Here is a 14,737-nt window from a genome sequence, read left to right as displayed (position 1 = left end):
CTTAGATTATACTTGAGGCAGTCTAAAAATAGTATGCAAATTTATGCATTAAAAAGAAATTAATGGGATAATTTATCAATGCTAACAAAAACATTATTAACCAAAGTTATTGGTAGTCGTAATGACCGCATTTTAAAGAGGTTAAGAAAAAAAGTTGAAAAAATTAATGCCTTAGAAGCAGAGTTCGAAAAGTTAACCGATGATGAATTAAAAGCTGAGACTGAGACTTTAAAAGCACAATTAGAAACTTCTAAGTTAGATGATATATTAATTGAGGCATTTGCAGTTGTTAGAGAAGCATCTAAACGTGTATTAGAAATGCGCCATTATGATGTACAGCTGATTGGTGGCATGGTGCTTCATATGGGTAAAATTGCTGAAATGCGTACAGGGGAAGGTAAAACTTTAGTTGCAACCTTAGCTGTTTACTTAAATGCATTATCTGGCAAAGGGGTTCATGTTGTCACAGTCAATGATTACTTGGCTTCTCGTGATGCTCAGTTAATGGGTAAGTTATATGGGTTTCTTGGTTTAAGTACAGGGGTTATTGTTTCCGGTTTGACACCAGAAGAAAGAAAAGAAGCTTATGCTTGTGATATTACCTATGGTACTAATAATGAATTTGGTTTCGATTACTTGCGCGATAATATGGCTTTTTCTAAAGATGAACAAGTACAGCGAAGTCGCAATTTTGTTGTCATTGATGAGGTCGATTCAATCTTAATTGATGAGGCTAGAACACCGTTAATTATTTCAGGTGCAGCAGAAGATTCTTCGCAGTTTTACTTATTATTTACCCGTTTAGTTCAAAAATTAGAAATTTGTGAAGATAAAGATGGTGAAGGCGAAGGTGATTATTACTTAGATGAGAAATCAAAGCAAGCGCATTTGACAGAGGCAGGCCATAGTAAGATTGAGTCTTGGTTAATTGATGAAGGTATTTTAGCGGAGGGTGAAAATCTCTACAGCCCACAACATGTTACAAAAATGTACTATTTAAATGCAGCTTTAAGAGCTACTACACTATATCAACAAAACGTTGATTATATGGTGGCAAATAATGAAATTGTTATTGTCGATGAACATACTGGACGTGCAATGCCAGGAAGACGTTGGTCAGATGGCTTACATCAAGCAATTGAAGCAAAAGAAGGTGTTAAAATACAAGGTGAAAACCAAACATTAGCATCCATTACTTTTCAGAATTTTTTCAGGCTGTATGATAAGATTTCAGGAATGACTGGAACTGCCGATACAGAAGCATCAGAATTTCATGAAATATACAGCCTTGAAGTGATTGTAATTCCAACGAATAAGCCACCGAAACGAATTGATCATTCTGACTTGATTTATTCAACTCAAAAAGAAAAATTTCAAGCATTAATTGATGATATTAAAACGCGTATTGCTACAGGGCAGCCTATATTAGTGGGTACAGCATCCATTGAAACATCCGAAATACTTTCAACCATGATGCGAAAAAGAAAAATTCCACATAATGTGTTAAATGCAAAACAGCATGAGAAAGAAGCAAAAATTATTGCCCAAGCTGGAAAGCCGGGTAATGTTACCATTGCAACCAACATGGCAGGACGTGGAACTGATATCATTTTAGGGGGTAGTTGGCAGGAAGAAATTAATGAGTTAGAAGAGCCATCCGAGATTGAAATTGCACGCATTAAAAGTGATTGGCAAAAGCGCAATCAGCAGGTAATTGATGCAGGTGGATTATGTATTTTAGGTTCTGAACGCCACGATTCACGTCGAATCGATAATCAGTTAAGAGGCCGTGCAGCTCGTCAAGGTGATCCAGGAGAAAGTTCATTTTATCTATCATTAGATGATCACTTATTACGCATCTTTATGCCACCAAGAATGATTGGTATGTTGCGTGGCATGATGAAAAAACAAGGTGAAGTGATTGATGGTAAGATGATTACTAAAGCAATTGCTAAAGCGCAAGCAAAGGTTGAATCATATCACTTTGATATGCGTAAAAATGTGTTAGAGTACGATAATGTGGCCAATGAACAACGTAAAGTGATTTATGGTCAACGGGATGAATTACTCTCATCAATCGATGTCTCAGAAGTATTAAAATCAATGCGTTATGATGTTGCTGATGCTACATTTCATAATCATATACCTAAGCAGAGTATTGAAGAGCAGTGGGATGTCACTGGTTTAACGCATACCCTAGATAGTGACTTTGGATTAAAGCTTTCAATCAATCAATGGTTAGAAGATGATGAATCTTTACATGAAGAAACATTAAAAGAGCGTGTTATTAATACCTTAATGGATGAATATGATCAAAAGATTGAGTCACTGGATCAAAAGGCCGTCCATCAATTTGAGAAGGTCGTTTTATTACAAAGTTTAGATACACACTGGCGTGAACATTTAAGTAGTTTAGATCATTTAAGAAATAGTATCCATCTTAGAGGTTATGCACAAAAAGATCCAAAACAAGAATACAAACGTGAAGCATTTGAACTATTTTCCAGTATGTTAGATAACTTTAAATACGAAGTTGTCTCGACACTGACTAAAATTCATATTGAACGCCCTGAAGAAGAGGTGCATGTAGTTGAAGATCAATGGCGTCACTCAGTCGGTAATTTAGCATTTAATCATGAAGAAGTGGCAACACTTGAACAATCGCAAGAAAATCAAGCATCTAATGTTGTTAATATGCCTTCTGATGAAGGGCCTCAAGAACCACAAGAAAAGCCACAACCATTTGTTCGACCTGAACGTAAAGTCAGTCGAAATGAGCCTTGTCCATGTGGCTCTGGTAAAAAATATAAACACTGCCATGGTGCACTTCAATAGTAAAAGACAATGAAAATTAAACATCCGATAATTATTGCATTATTTGTTAATTTCACCATTCCTTTAGGTGGAGTGAGTACAGATATTTATTTACCTTCACTACCATCAATGGCGCATTATTTTGATGTGTCAAAAATGATGGTCCAATTAACCGTAACATTATTTGCATTAGGTCTAGGCATTGGACAAGCGGTTGCGGGTCCCATATCTGATGCTTTAGGTAGAAAGCGTCCTTTTTTGTTTGGGCTTTTATTGCAGATTATTGCCGTTATATTTATTTTAACAACACACTCTGTCAATGCATTGATTATTGCAAGATTATTTCAAGGCTTTGGTTCAGCATTTATGATGGTGCCGGCTCGAGCTATTTTAAATGATACATTTGAAGGGGATGCACTAAAAAAACAATATACCTACATTACCGCAGCATTTGCTCTTGGGCCAATTATTGCACCTTTTATTGGTGGCTATCTTGAACATTATTTTAACTGGCAAGCAAATTTTATTTTTGTTTTGATTTATTTAATCGTTCTGCTTATTTTTATGGTCTTATTTATTGATGAGTCTATTGAGCAAAAAAAACCATTTTCGCTTATGCATATCACTTCAAGTTATATGACAGTTTTGGAGAATAAGCTCTTCTTAACTGGCGGTATTTTAGTTAGCTTCTTTTTAGGCTATGTTGCAATTTTTAATGTTGTTGGGCCATTTATTATTCAAGAAGTTTTAGATAAAAGTGCAATTTTTTATGGTTATATGGCTCTAGTTATGGGCGCTGCTTGGTTTTCAGGTAATATGACAAGTCGAATATTTTTTAAATATTCTCGCTATGCTAAAACAAATATTATGCTAATTATTATGCTCATTGCAGCAATTGCCATGTTAATACTAAGCTATGGGGAACTTAATATTTTCAAATTAATCGTTCCAGTATTTGTTATGATATTTTGTGGTGGCTTTTTATTTCCAATTTATGTGGGGGAATGTTTATCTATTTTTAGAGCCCAGGCAGCATCAGCTAATGGTTTGTTATTTGCTTTAATATGGATTGTATTTAGTTTATTTTCATTAATTGGTACTTGGTTAAAAGTACACTCACTTCTGCCTTTAGCATTATGCTATTTTATTGTAACAATTATTGTGTATTTATGGTTTGTTTTTGTGGCTAAAAGGCACTGAGCATTACATTAAATCATTTGGGTCAATATCAAGTGTCAGCCTAACTTTATGGTTATTATAACTAGATAATACAGTTTCAATATTAGCTAAGGCATGCTGCATCAGCAGTTTTGTATTGCTTTGTAGTAATAGTATCATACGATAACGGCTTTGCTGTTTATAACGAATTGCTGGGAAAGGGCCGATAATTAGTTGCTCATCATTACATAATGCTTGTGCTTTATATTTAATTTCCTGCATTTGATTTTCTAAGAACTCTTCTGATGTTGATTCTCCTTTGATTAAGCTTAAGTTAGTATAGGGAGGCCATTGCGCAAGTTTTCGCTCAGCAATTAACACTTTAGCAAATTCAGCATAACCATGATTTAATAATGTTTTAAGTAAAGGGTGATCAGGTGTATGCGTTTGTATATAAACCTGGCCCTTTTTATCGGCTCTACCAGCTCTGCCTGCAACTTGGGTAATTAATTGTCCAGTACGTTCAAGTGCACGAAAATCATGGCTATAAAGACCAGAGTCGATATTGATAATGCCAACTAGAGTTACATTTGGAAAGTGGTGTCCTTTAGCCATCATTTGTGTACCAATAATAATCTGAGCTTTATTTGAGTTAATTTGTTCAAATGATTGGTTCAATGCTTTTTCAGTTGTGGTTGTATTACGATCGATACGAATAATTTGATATTCTGTAAAAGTTTCAGTTAAATACTCTTCGATTCGTTCTGTGCCTTGGCCAACTAAATGTAATTCATTTGATTTGCAGTGATCGCAATGGGTAATAATCGGTTTAGTTGATTCACAAAAATGACAGCACAAACGTTGAGGGTTGATATGATAAGTATACGGGTTGTCACAGTTTGGACACTGACTAATATGACCACAACTTTGACACATTAGAATCGGTGCATAGCCACGCCTGTTTAAAAATAATAGTACTTGGTTGCTAGCATTAAGATGACTTTTAATTTGATCAATTAGTTGTTGGGATAAGCCGCAACGTACCGCGTTATGACGCATATCAATGACAAATGGTGTAATTGCTTGTGCATCGCCTGCGCGCTTAGATAAAGTAAGTTTAGTAAATTTTTTCTCATTAGCATTATGTAAGGATTCTAATGAAGGTGTCGCACTGCCCAATACAATTGGGATATTTAGAAATTTTGCCCGTAGAATTGCAATATCACGGCCATGATAGCGCAATTGGCTCTGTTGTTTATAAGAAGGGTCATGCTCTTCATCAACAACAATTGCCCCTATATTAGCGAATGGAAGAAATACAGCAGAACGAGTGCCAATTATAATTTTTGCTTGATTTTCTTTAACTAAAACCCAGTTGTTTAAGCGTATTTTATCAGATAAATAAGAGTGATAAGTAATGACAGGTAAGTCAAATCGACTCTCAAAGCGTTTGACTAGTTGATTTGTTAGGCCAATTTCAGGAACAAGAATTAAAACTTGTTGTTCAGCTTTAAGTATCGTATCAATAACCTGTAGGTAGACTTCAGTTTTGCCACTGCCTGTAACACCATCGAGTAAAAATGTATGATATTGGCCGAGTTTATTTTTTATTTTATCTATTGTTGTTAGTTGTGCTTCGTTGGGGGTGAAATTAGGTATGACTTGTTTGGTTAAATTCTTAGGCAATGTTGGTGGTTTAATTTGAGAAAATGAATCAATAAGGTTTTTAGCTTTTAGTTTATTTAATATTTGCTGATCAATGCCTTCTTCTTTTAATTGAGTATAGGCTATGCCTTTAGGATACTGCCTAAGTAGTTGATAGGCTGTAATTTGTTTTTTAGCATTTTTACTAAAGCACTCATTTATATTTAGTTGTGTGTTAATCACTTGCCAATAGGCTTCAAAGCTTGTTAATGCCTCACCTTTTAAAATCAAATTAGGTAACATGCTTTGTAATACTTCATAGTAATTACTATGATAATAGCGTCGTAACCATTGGGCTAAATCTATAAGTAATGTATCTAAAATGGGTTGTTGATCAATTATTTTTAAAATTGATTTTAATCGTTTAGTATCAAACTGACTTTCATTTTTAATATTGATAATAAAGCCAATAACTTTTTTATTTCTTAGTGGAACAAGTACTCGAGTGCCAATTGTTATAGCTTGATTGTCAGCTATTAGATAATCTAATCCTTCTTTAAATGGCCCAATGACGATTACTTCGGCAATTTTAGTCATATTTAATAAATTTTAATGGCTTAAGTTAAGTAAATGATTGTCAAAGTATAGCGTGGGCTGTTAATGGATGCTAGAAATTAATTTAACAAGTAATCACCTTATATATAGCGATTCAGTAAAGGTCTAAATAACCACATCGCTAATGAAACAATTAGTGTAATAAGACCAATCTCTCCAAAAGCATGCGTATAAAGAGAAAGAGCTTCAATGGTAGATAAATGACTATGTTGTGGTGGCTGGGTTAATTCTCCAAGCCATGCACCGACAGGTCCCGCTAACATTACTGAGACGAACCATAGCCCCATAACAAAGCCACTCATTTCTTTAGGGCAAAGGGCTGCAACCATAGCAAGACCAAGCGCTGAAATAAATAATTCACCAGTTGACTGTAGCCAGTAGCTTAGTACTAAAAACCACGGTGAAACAATGCCGTCAGTTGCATAAAATTGGCTAACCCATAAGATTAAAAACCCAAATGCACATAATGTCATACCGAGTGCAAACTTAGTTACATGAGTTGATGGTGATTTCTTGTAAAAGTAAGCTAATAGAGGTGACATTAGCATAATAAAGAAAGGATTAAGATTAAAAAAATAAGCGCTAGGAATCGTATAGCTGCCAACTTCGCGCATGACATTATGTTGAGCAAAGAAGGTTAAGCTTGTTGGCATTTGTTGATAAAGCGCAAAAAATAAAATAGCTTGAATAATTAATATCAAGGCAATGAGCATACGGTTTCGTTCAGTAGTCGTAAAATTAAATGATTTTATAATAAAGTAAATAAAGCATAGGCTACTGATAATAAAAGCACAACTAGTAACGAAATTAGAGTGATTAAGTAGCTGTGCAACGACAATAATAGCAATGATAGCTGCACCAATAACATGAATGAATCTAGTTAAGTGAAAGCTTTTTTGATCTGCTTTAGTATAGACTGTATTGAGTTTGTTAAACATGATACTAAAAATGCTAATACCAACTAAAAGCCCGATTCCACAGAGTAAAAATGCATCCATATAGGGTAGTGTTGGTGTAAATAATACTGAAATAAAGCCACCAATATTAATGGCAAAATAATATAATGTCATTGCACCATCTAATCGAGTATCGCTAGGCTGATATAATTTAGAGATTAATGAAGATGGATTCGCTTTAAATAATGCATTACCAATAATAATACCACTTAGGCTATAAAAGAAAGTGGCTTTATCACCAAGCGCCAATAGCACATAAGAGAGCATTAAGATAATACCACCAATTAAAATGGTTCTTTTGGCACCTAAATATTGATCACCGATTAAGCCACCAACCCAGACAAAACCATAACAAAAGGCAGAAAATGAACCAAATATGATCATACTTTGCGTTGACGAATAGCCTAGATGGTTTGACATATATAAGGCTAATATTGCTTGAACACCGTAAAAACCAAAACGTTCCCAAAACTCAATTGACCAAACAATCCAAAAAGGTAGTGGAAATGCTTTTGATTTTTCTTGGCTTAAAGTATTTGAATGAAGATGGTTTGATAGTGTAGTTGTCAAAATATCACCTTAGGCTATTTTATTTTTTATTTTATTAAATATTCTGCATTGCTGTAACCATACAGCATAAGATTACTATTTTTATCCTATTTAAGGTAAAAATGCAATATAAAAAGAAAAATAATATATAAAGATAACTTGAAATTAAGTTTATATTGTTAAATTATGATTTGGATATGAAAAGAGTATTATTTTATAAAATCAAACGGTAGCAGGTTTTGCTTCAAAGATTTTTTCAGCGGCTTTTTGTTGCTCAATTTCAGGATTTGTATAGCGATTAAGTAGTGGGCGCATTGCCCACATAATGACTGCAACAATGGCAGTAGCAAGGCCAATTTCACCAAATGCATTACTATAAATACTAATACTTTCAACGGCAGTTAAAGTTTCACTGCCAACAGGTTGTGTCATATTACCTACCCAAGCACCAATAGGACCAGATAGCATAGAAGTTAAAAACCAGATACCCATAACAAAACCACTCATACTAGCAGGGCATAGCTCAGCTACCATTGCAAGGCCTAATGCAGAGACTAAAAGCTCACCTGTTGATTGTAACCAATAGGATAAAACTAACCACCATGGGGAGGCTAATCCATCACTACCTGCTGTAAATTGAGGGATGTATAGTACTAGAAATGCGAAAGCACATAAAGTCATCCCAAAGCAGAATTTAGTTGCATGTGTGCCAGGTGTTTTACGATAGAAAAAGGCTAATACGGGCGCCATTAGTACAATAACTAATGGGTTTAGTAGTTGAAACTCAGCAGCTGGAATCATCCAGGAGCCAACAGCACGGTCGATATTATGTGCAGCAAAGAAATTAAGACTTGTTGGCATTTGCTGATAAAGTGTAAAAAAGACAATTGCTTGAAACATTAACACAAGTGAAATAATCATGCGATTTCGAATTTCACTAGGTTGCTTAAAAGCACAGTATAGAAAATAAATAAAGCATAAGCCACTAATAATGAACGTAGCAGTTGTAATAAGTGCAGTCAATTCAAGAATATTACCAATTACGATTGTTGCTATGATCGATGCAATAATAACGATTAAGATGCGTGCAATACTAAAAGGGCGCTTACCAGCTTCAGTCGATAAATCCTGCATCTTAGGTAAGAAAATACAGAAATTAATAATACCTAATAATAGACCAAATGAACAGACCCAAAATGCGTAGTGCCAACCCCAGATTTCAGCAATAATTGGGGTGATAGACATCGACAATAAGCTACCAACATTGACAGCAACATAATACATTGTCATTGCGCCATCAAGTTGAGGGTTACCTTGACCATAGATTTTAGAAATTAATGAGGAGGGGTTAGCTTTAAATAATGCATTACCAACAATAACACCAGCAAGTGCAAAAAAGATAGTTTCCTTGGTTGCAAGTGCCATCGCTGCATAGGATAACATTAAAATTACAGAGCCAATAACAATACTACGTTTAGCGCCTAAGTATTTATCACCAACCCAGCCACCGACCCATATAAACCCATAACAAAAAGCGGAGAATGAACCAAAAATATAAAAGCTTTCTTGTGATGAATAACCTAGAGAACGAACAAAGTAAAGTGCAATGATTGCTTGCATTCCATAAAAGCCAAAGCGCTCCCATAGCTCAATTGCCCATGCAACCCAAAACGGTAGTGGATAACCACTTTTTGTTTGTTTCATTGTGTTTTGTTCTCCCGTTACTGTCATAGGCTCCGTCCTCCAATATTCATTAATTTAGGTTTTACTATAAATTAAATATAAAATACACATCCAATCAGTTTTATCTTGTTTTTATTCTTTTGGCAATAATTATTTTTAATTTATATGTTATTTTTTTTACAAGTAATTAATTGTGAATTTTGGTTAAAGTTATGATATATATTTTAAAAGTGAATAAAAATGCGATTGATAGTGGTGATTTTAAGTTATAAGTATTAATATACTATTTTGGAATAAGATAACTAAAAATAATTATATTATGTGATAAAATATGATTATGTATATTTTATTTTTTTATGCTAAACCATTAACAAAGACTTAGTAAGGTTTAATCGATTGAAATTAAAAATACAGTTTGATCATTTACTATTAATTGAGATAATTAAAACGGTTGTTTTAATCGGAATTGCAACGATTGTTGCTGCATTGTTGACCAAACATATCAGCTTAACAACGCAAGTGATGATATTATTACTAACAGTTGTATGGTGTGCCATTAGATATAGCTTTGTTGTTAGTATAATTGCAAATTTCTTATCTTTTTTAAGCTATGTCTTTATTTTTACCAGTCCGCAGTTTACATTTAATATTGATACAGCGTCAGAAGTTGTTACATTGGTTGCTTTTATCATTGTTTCTGTGACAGTTGGTCAGTTAACCGCACGCTTAAAATCATCTTTAAAACAATTGAAAGCTCGTGAGTCGGAATTATCAACGCTGTATGACTTTTCAGCATCATTATCAAAAACACATCGAATTGAAGATTTTTATCAAATAGTGATTCAATTATTGAATTATTATTTTAGTATACCATTTGCTATGATTACAGCTGATCGCCAAGGAGAAAAATTAACCGATATTTATCCTGAGACTAACGATGAACTTTCTATAGAGGGTAAGGTTCATAATGCGATGTTATGGTCTTGGAAACATAAAAAACCTTGTGGTATTAGCACGGAAGCTTATCCTTTTATCGATTGGTATTTTATGCCAATGAAAGCATCAAATGAATATGTAGGTATCATGGCTGCAAAAGTTGCTAAGCATAAAGAGTTCTTAATGCCAGAGCAACAGTATTTATTTAAAACGATGTTAACACAGGTAGCGTATAGAATATTAAAACATCAAATTGAAGCACGCGAAAAACACCAAGAAATGTTAAAAGAACAGCAACATTTGCAAAAACTATTATTATCTTCAGTTTCCCATGACTTTAAAACACCACTTGCATCAATCATGGGTGCTATTTCTAGTTTACAAGCATATGGAGAAATGTTTAGTGCCCAAGAACGAGATGAATTATTAGATGTGGCTCAAAATGAAGCAAAAAGGTTAAAGCAGTATATTAATAAAGTATTGCAATTAGTACGTGTTGAACATGAGCAAATCAACCCAGAATTAGAATTAGCATCATTAAACGAAATTATTCAAGATGTGATTAGTCAGTTTAAAATATATTATCCAAATCAGCCATTTGAATTTAATTTTGAACATGAGCTATTTGTTAAGGTAGATGATTTGTTATTTAAACAAGTTTTGGTTAACTTGGTTGAAAATGCAGTTAAATATTCACCTAAAGACAAACTTGTGATGATTAAACTAGAACATAAAGATGATAATGCGGTCTTACGTGTTATTGATCAAGGACCAGGTTTACCGGAATCTGAACTATCTCGAGTATTTAATTTATTTTATCGATTTGAAAAACGCGATTATAGTCCTACAGGTGGTCAAGGTTTAGGACTTGCTATCTGTAAAGCAGTAGTTAAAGCACATCAAGGTGAAATTCATGCTTATAGCGAAGGAAAGAATAAAGGCTGTTGTTTTGAAATTATCTTACCATTAGTTAACATAAAATAGTGAGGAATCAATCAAATTAGTATAAAGTTATTGTTAAGGGCGTATGTATTATCCAAGGGGATAGAATGAAAACGAAAGTATTAATTGTTGATGATGAAGCACAAATTAGAAAATTTGTAAAAATGACGCTTAATGCACATGATTACGATATTCTTGAAGCGATTGATGCAACCAATGCGACTCGACTACTTGTTAATGAAAAACCTGAACTAGTCATTTTAGATTTGGGGCTGCCTGATCAAGATGGTATTCAATGGTTAGATGAAATGCGGCAATGGTCAGATGTACCAGTTATTGTATTATCTGCTCGGGATGAAGAAAGTCAAATTGTTAAAGCGCTTGACTTAGGTGCAAATGACTATGTAACAAAACCATTTGAAATGCCTGTATTAATGGCACGTATTCGAGCGGTATTAAGAAGTCAGACACAAGAGACGCAAGAGTATACAGTCTATCAGTTTGCTAATATGACAGTGAATATTCCTGAACACCGCATTATGATTGATGATGAAATTATCTCATTATCAAAAAAAGAATTTCAGGTCTTAAGCTTATTAATTAAATATGCAGGTAAGTTAGTTACTCAACAGCAAATTCTAACAAAAATTTGGGGTAGTGTGTTTTCAGATGAGCCACAGTATTTAAGAGTTTATGTTGGTCAATTACGCAAAAAGCTATCTAATTGTAATATTGAGCCATTAATTGAAACAGAAAGCGGTATAGGCTATCGCTTTGCTAAATATGATCATAGAGAATAGAGGCGTCGATTGATATTTATTATCGCGCCTTATATGCTTGTTGATATAAAGTATCCTAGATGGATATGATTGTTATTTCTGTTTTGTACTAGATGTACGCGATTTTGATGCATGATGTTTGCGAGGACTTTTATCTTTAGAATACTTATTACGACTAGAAGATGATTTGTGATAAGGTTTGCTGCCATGTTTGCGATCAGAATATCTTTTATTAGTATTAGTACGCTTTTTCTTTGGTTCATCAACAACAAGATCTTTAATTTCTGCTTCAGGGCCTTGTAATTGGTAGATTAAAGCTGCAGCGATATCTTCTATTTGAGCATCTGTTTGAGCTTGAACATCTTCAATTACATGACGGTATTGATTAAGTGCATTATCATCTTGCAAAATTGGCAGTATATTTTCAATAACACGACGGTTTCTTGAAGATTTTATCTCTTTAGCCGTTGGCGGTTGAATGCGTTTAATAGTCTTTTTTGTTATGCGCTCAATGGTACGTAGTAGATGAAACTCTCTAGGTGTGACAAATAATAATGCTTTACCTGTTCTTCCTGCACGCCCTGTTCTACCAATACGGTGTACATAAGATTCTGTGTCATAAGGAATATCATAATTAATAACATGGCTAATACGCTCAACATCAATACCACGGGCAGCAACATCAGTTGCAACAATAATATCAGATGAACCATCCTTTAAGCGTTGAATGGTTTTCTCGCGCAGTGATTGATTCATATCACCATGAAGCGCCGTAGCTGCATAACCACGTGCTTGTAATTTTTCAGCTACTTCAACGGATGCATTTTTAGTACGAGCAAAAATAATTGCTGCTGTTACTGGTTCAACCTCAAGAATACGCGTTAATAAATCCATTTTTTGATGGCCATTAACACGAATGAAGTTTTGATCAATTAAATCAACTGAGTTATGCGTTGGTTTAATATAAATCTCTTCTGGCGCATTAAGGTATTTTTTTGCAATTGCTTTTATCGATGGTGGCATGGTTGCTGAGAATAAAGCGCGTTGGTGTGGATGTTCAATTTGTTCAAAAATCCATTGGACATCATCAATAAAGCCCATTTTTAACATTTCATCAGCTTCATCTAAGACAACGGTTTTTAATTCATCAGTAACTAATGTACCACGTTTTAAGTGATCAATTAGACGACCAGGTGTGCCAACAATAACATGTACACCACGTTTAAGGCTACGAAGTTGGCTTGAGTAATCTTGACCGCCATAGATAGCAGTCACATGAAAGCCTTTTAGTTCTTGTGCATAGCGTTGGAAAGCTTCAGCTACTTGGATAGCTAACTCTCTTGTCGGTGTAACAACAAGTACTTGAGGTGCTTTAAGTGTTAAATCAATATTAGATAAGGTAGGTAGGGCAAATGCAGCTGTTTTACCTGTGCCTGTTTGTGCTTGTGCTAATAGGTCATTGCCTTCTAATAAGGTTGGGATGGAAGCAGCTTGAATTGGTGTTGGTGTTTCATAACCTAGTTCATTTAAAGGTTTAAGTAAAAACTTAGGTAGGTTTAATTCTTGGAATGTTTTCTCTGTCATAATTGTATCTTCATTTATATTTGTTTATATTAAATAATGGTTTTCTTTATTTCTTTTGAAAGATATAGAAATACCATTTTAAAACGGAATAGTAACTTTTTATGGTTAAAATTTATTCTATTTTGGCTCTTTCGCACTCGCATTATAACAGCAATTCATTTTTTTTAAATAAAAAGTTAATTATTTGAATATCATCATTTGATCAGTTTAATATAAGATAGTTAAGATTACTGGAATAAATCAAAATTAACGTATAGGTTTTAATAAACACTTAAGGATAATAAATGAAAAATCCATTCACAGAACATCCACATAGCATTGGCGAGAGTTATTTTAAACATATGCAAAACGCATTATCATTTGGTTTTTGTCTTTTTTGTGCGAGTCTTGCATGTTTCATTCATGCCTTATTACCATTTTTATTTAAAGATACAGCAACTAATAAGCTTGCAACATTAGTAAATAAGTTAAGTGATGGCAAAAGAGGTGATAGCTTTAACAGTAAATTAGCGCGATGTAGAAAGTCAGCATAATGGCTAAAGTAAAAGAAAAATTATTAATTTCATCTTGTTTAATGGGCAATAAAGTTAGATATGATGGAAGTGGCCAATTAATTGATCAAATAGAGACATTAAAAGAGCATTTCAAATTAATTGTTATTTGTCCAGAAGTTGCAGGCGGTATGTTTACGCCAAGAGCCGCTGCTGAAATCATCTTAGATTTAAAAGATCAAATACCTGTTATTAAAGATAATCAAGGGAAAGATGTCACAGGCTATTTTCAAAAAGGTGCTCAAAAAGCTTTAGCTTTATGTCAAAAACATAAAATTAAATATGCTCTATTAAAAGAGCGTAGTCCTAGTTGTGGTTCTAATTTTATTTATGATGGTAGCTTTCAAGGTAAGGTGATCGAAGGTGATGGAATTACTGCAAGATTATTAAAAAAACATGGAATCAAAGTCTACTCAGAAGAGACAATTGATCAATTATTAAAGAATATTTAACAAAAAAGGTTTTATTGAGCATACTCTTTCATAAATAAAAAATATATTTTATATCATTAATTTATTCTTTTGCG

10 protein-coding genes are annotated in these 14,737 nt (G+C 33.8%); 6 read left to right on the top strand and 4 right to left on the bottom strand.

Annotated elements, in window-relative coordinates; genetic code table 11:
• Positions 1–78: 78 nt before the first annotated feature.
• The gene (gene secA / locus KFE69_12145; protein ID UTW42224.1) at positions 79–2,835 is read left to right on the top strand and encodes a preprotein translocase subunit SecA; all 2,757 of its coding nucleotides are present in this window, start codon (positions 79–81) and stop codon (positions 2,833–2,835) included.
• A gap of 9 nt (positions 2,836–2,844) precedes the next feature.
• The gene (locus tag KFE69_12140) at positions 2,845–4,014 is read left to right on the top strand and encodes an MFS transporter (protein ID UTW42223.1); all 1,170 of its coding nucleotides are present in this window, start codon (positions 2,845–2,847) and stop codon (positions 4,012–4,014) included.
• A 3-nt stretch (positions 4,015–4,017) separates the two neighbouring features.
• Here KFE69_12140 and KFE69_12135 read toward each other — a convergent pair whose 3' ends face one another.
• The 3 genes from KFE69_12135 to KFE69_12125 form a co-directional block, all read right to left on the bottom strand.
• Positions 4,018–6,213 (bottom strand): primosomal protein N', encoded by a 2,196-nt coding sequence (locus KFE69_12135; GenBank protein UTW42222.1) that lies wholly within the window; start codon positions 6,211–6,213, stop codon positions 4,018–4,020.
• 98 nt (positions 6,214–6,311) lie between these two features.
• Entirely contained in the window at positions 6,312–7,757 is a 1,446-nt protein-coding gene (locus KFE69_12130) for an oligopeptide:H+ symporter (protein ID UTW42221.1), read from the bottom strand.
• 201 nt (positions 7,758–7,958) lie between these two features.
• Positions 7,959–9,440 (bottom strand): oligopeptide:H+ symporter, encoded by a 1,482-nt coding sequence (locus KFE69_12125; GenBank protein ID UTW42220.1) that lies wholly within the window; start codon positions 9,438–9,440, stop codon positions 7,959–7,961.
• A 375-nt stretch (positions 9,441–9,815) separates the two neighbouring features.
• Between KFE69_12125 and KFE69_12120 the strand changes: the two genes are divergently transcribed.
• Both KFE69_12120 and KFE69_12115 read left to right on the top strand, forming a co-directional pair.
• A complete protein-coding gene (locus KFE69_12120) occupies positions 9,816–11,339 on the top strand; it encodes a DUF4118 domain-containing protein (GenBank protein UTW42219.1) in 1,524 nt (507 codons plus the stop codon).
• A gap of 65 nt (positions 11,340–11,404) precedes the next feature.
• Positions 11,405–12,097, top strand: coding sequence for a response regulator transcription factor (locus KFE69_12115; protein UTW42218.1), 693 nt, complete (start codon positions 11,405–11,407; stop codon positions 12,095–12,097).
• A gap of 72 nt (positions 12,098–12,169) precedes the next feature.
• Here the strand turns inward: KFE69_12115 and KFE69_12110 are convergent, their stop codons facing one another.
• Positions 12,170–13,660, bottom strand: a complete 1,491-nt coding sequence (locus tag KFE69_12110) for a DEAD/DEAH box helicase (GenBank protein UTW42217.1) — start codon at positions 13,658–13,660, stop codon at positions 12,170–12,172.
• Between the two features lie 284 nt (positions 13,661–13,944).
• Here KFE69_12110 and KFE69_12105 point away from each other — a divergent pair, with 284 nt between their 5' ends.
• Both KFE69_12105 and KFE69_12100 read left to right on the top strand, forming a co-directional pair.
• Positions 13,945–14,193 carry a hypothetical protein gene (locus KFE69_12105; GenBank protein UTW44100.1) on the top strand — a complete coding sequence of 83 codons (249 nt, stop codon included), beginning with the start codon at positions 13,945–13,947 and terminating at the stop codon, positions 14,191–14,193.
• Complete coding sequence (locus KFE69_12100; GenBank protein ID UTW42216.1) at positions 14,193–14,663, top strand: DUF523 domain-containing protein; 471 nt, start codon at positions 14,193–14,195, stop codon at positions 14,661–14,663. The genes KFE69_12105 and KFE69_12100 overlap by 1 nt, the downstream gene beginning before the upstream one ends.
• Positions 14,664–14,737 lie beyond the last annotated feature (74 nt).

The organism is bacterium SCSIO 12844 (assembly GCA_024397935.1).
Lineage (GTDB): Bacteria > Pseudomonadota > Gammaproteobacteria > Francisellales > Francisellaceae > M0027.
This window is presented reverse-complemented; position numbering and strand designations above follow the sequence as displayed.

Excerpts from the sequence above, each read along its gene's own strand:
- secA (UTW42224.1), top strand. The coding sequence starts at position 79 with ATGCTAACAAAAACATTATTAACCAAAGTTATTGGTAGTCGTAATGAC.
- KFE69_12105 (UTW44100.1), top strand. The coding sequence starts at position 13,945 with ATGAAAAATCCATTCACAGAACATCCACATAGCATTGGCGAGAGTTAT.
- KFE69_12140 (UTW42223.1), top strand. The coding sequence starts at position 2,845 with ATGAAAATTAAACATCCGATAATTATTGCATTATTTGTTAATTTCACC.
- KFE69_12110 (UTW42217.1), bottom strand. The coding sequence starts at position 13,660 with ATGACAGAGAAAACATTCCAAGAATTAAACCTACCTAAGTTTTTACTT.
- KFE69_12115 (UTW42218.1), top strand. The coding sequence starts at position 11,405 with ATGAAAACGAAAGTATTAATTGTTGATGATGAAGCACAAATTAGAAAA.
- KFE69_12100 (UTW42216.1), top strand. The coding sequence starts at position 14,193 with ATGGCTAAAGTAAAAGAAAAATTATTAATTTCATCTTGTTTAATGGGC.
- KFE69_12125 (UTW42220.1), bottom strand. The coding sequence starts at position 9,440 with ATGAAACAAACAAAAAGTGGTTATCCACTACCGTTTTGGGTTGCATGG.
- KFE69_12135 (UTW42222.1), bottom strand. The coding sequence starts at position 6,213 with ATGACTAAAATTGCCGAAGTAATCGTCATTGGGCCATTTAAAGAAGGA.